We start from the raw sequence: 2,874 nt of genomic DNA, 5'->3' as shown, positions 1-2,874 counted from the left end.
GCTAAAGGCGAGTATGCCGTTGAACGTTTTAGATTTAATTAAGTGGAACTACTTAAAGGGCAGAGTGCGATCATCGGGACTAAAAGCGATCGACGACACCCAATTGCTATGAGACTCTAACGTGGTCAGACATTGCCCCGATCGCACATCCCAGAGCCGCACCGTCTGGTCATCACCACTGCTCACAAGGGTTTGTCCATCAGGGCTAAAGTTAACCAACCAGACTTGATGGGTATGACCCTGAAATGTTTTCAGGCATTGTCGGGTCTGCACATCCCACAGTCGCACCGTTTTGTCTTCACTGCCCGTAGCCAGTATACGACCATCAGGACTAAACGCTACTGCCCACACTTTCGCCTTGTAGTCCAGTAGCGTTCCCAGACTGTCTCCTGTGTGAAGGTTCCAGAATGCCACCGTTTGATTGTCGCTCCCCGTCACTAACGTTTTACGATCGGGACTCAAAGCGGTGGACAAAACCCAGTTGATATGGGTGTTGATGGTTTGCACACATTGCCCAGACGGAATATTCCACAAGCGAATGGTGCGATCGTCTCCGCTACTAATCAACGTTTGCTTGTCTGGATGGAAGATGACGGTCAACACGCGATCGGTATGATCGTGCAACACTTGCAGACATTGTCTGGTTGCCACATGCCATAAGCGAATCGCGTGATCATGGCTACCGCTGGCTAACAGTTGCCCATCGGCACTAAACGCCAGTGATTGCACCCCGCTGGTATGTCCTCGCAAGGTTTGCAAACATTGCCCTGTGGACACATTCCAGAGCCGAATCGTTTGATCATGACTGCCACTTGCCATCAAGTTGCCATCGGGACTGAACGCGAGACATAGCACCCAGGCAGAGTGTCCTTCCAAGGTGGCTGTTTGCCGTTTATCTGCCAGTTGCCAGAGTTGAATGGTGCGATCAATCCCAGTTGCTAGGAGGTTGCCCTGCGGACTAAAAACAACGGCTAAAATATCGCCGCGCGTTTGTGTAAACACTGACTTGGTGAAATCTGCACCCGCAAAATTGACGTGATGCAACGGCACACCCTGCAAGTACACCTGCCAGAGCGTCAGGTTTGAAAAGTCATAGCCACTCAAATTGATATCTAACTGGCTGAACAGCTTGAGTAAGTTACCTGCGGCATAGCCCGATTGTGAGGAAGTTTGAGCTTTAAGTGTCGCTAATGTCTCATTCAGACACTGCTTTACGGCTGCTTGACTCCCCAGTTGCACCAGTAACTGAGCCAACAGTGGTTGGAGTAGCAGTCGCATCTGGGTCTGTCGCAGGTAGTCTTCAGTTTGGGCTTTGCTGAATGCATACTGATCGCACAGTGCCAATTCACCGCGCACCAACTCTTCACAGACCTGTGTGATTAACCGTTCCGTTACATATTCCATCACTACAGGCTGTTGGGTGAATAACTTCCTCTCAGCAAGTGCTACTTTTTCCACCAGGGATCGCTGTTGCAGTGATTCCATCGCTTCCAAGAGTGTCCGTGGCGCGATCGCAGGCACAATATCTTGTGCCAATGCCGCCAGTGAGACACCTTCCCGGTTGATGGCGAGCCAATACATCACCTGCTGTTCAGTAGCTGACAGCCGGTCAAACTGTTGGGCTAAAAGGTCGGCGATGTCGCCGAACACGATCGTGCTTTGCTCCAAAAAGGCGGCAATATCACCCTCAAACAGTTCCTGAATGGTGGTGGCAACAATCTTGAGTGCCAATGGATTGCCGCTGTAGTGTTCTATGAGCGATCGTCCTGCTGAGTCTGTCAGGGTAAAGCCCTTCTCAGCCATCAACTTGTGCCCGTCTGCCTCAGGTAAGCCAGCTAACCGGAGCGAGCGGATGGGTAGATCGCTGCCTGCTTTGCTTCCTAACCCTCGTGGCGGTTCGCGACTGGTCAACACCAGGCAACTTTGATGGCGTGTCTGTCCAATGCTTTCCAGCAGTGGTGCGTAGCCTTCATAGCCTTCTCGATAGGCACCAGCACGCTCATCTGCGCTCAAAATAGATTCAACATTATCCAATACCAATAAACAGCGTGAATGCCGCAAGTAGTCCAGCAGCGTATTGATTCTGCCACTGAAGCTCTCTGGCAGGTCACGCTGTCTTTGACGAGACAGCACGCTTAACCAGTCTGTCAGCAGCTCTTGTACTGGCGGCGCATTACGGAGCGATCGCCATATCACAAATTCAAACTCATTCTGGAGCTGCTCTGCTAACTTGACTGACAGGGCTGTTTTACCAACTCCACCCATTCCAATCAATACGATTAGACGGCAATAGTCACGGACAACCCACTGTTTTAAGGTGGAAAGCTCTTGATCGCGTCCATAAAATAGGGAGACATCAAGGGCTTCACCCCAGTCTTGGTAGTTATTAACGGTTTGAAGCTTGATTGGAGGGACGTTGATCGAGCTGCCTTGCTTTGAGAGGACTATTTGATCGGTTACTTCGTCTCTTGGAGACTGCTTGATTGCACTCTCAACCCGTTCCTTCATCGCAAACTCTGCGATCGCTTCCACATCCAAAGATAACTTTTCGCTCAGTTCTACAAACGTTGCCCGATCAACGGGTCTGCCCGTCAAAAAATTGCTAATGGTCGCAAGTGACATCCCAACCTCTTCAGCCAATACCCGTTGGTTGGAGAAGCCATTACGCTTGACGGCTAGCTTTGCCTTTTCGATATACTCTCGACGCACCCTGAGTGATCTGGACATAGCTGCCCCTTTAAAGGCTGACCAAATTCTACTCAAGATCAAATCCGAAGCACAAGTCAGGTTAAGTCAGAACAAAGTAGGCGTGAACTCAGTTACAGCGGTTTTCAAATGAATAAGCCACAGTGAGCGAACCAACCGAGTGCATCC

Annotated in this window: 1 protein-coding gene; it reads right to left on the bottom strand. The window is 50.4% G+C overall.

Annotation, left to right across the window (positions count from 1 at the left end):
- Positions 1 to 48: 48 nt before the first annotated feature.
- Positions 49 to 2,727 (bottom strand): WD40 domain-containing protein, encoded by a 2,679-nt coding sequence (locus AC5JLP_RS12545; RefSeq protein WP_496068250.1) that lies wholly within the window; start codon positions 2,725 to 2,727, stop codon positions 49 to 51.
- Positions 2,728 to 2,874: the final 147 nt, after the last annotated feature.

Source organism: Stenomitos rutilans (assembly GCF_059505485.1).
Note: the sequence above shows the minus strand (reverse complement) of the source record. Positions and strands in the feature narration are given on the sequence as shown.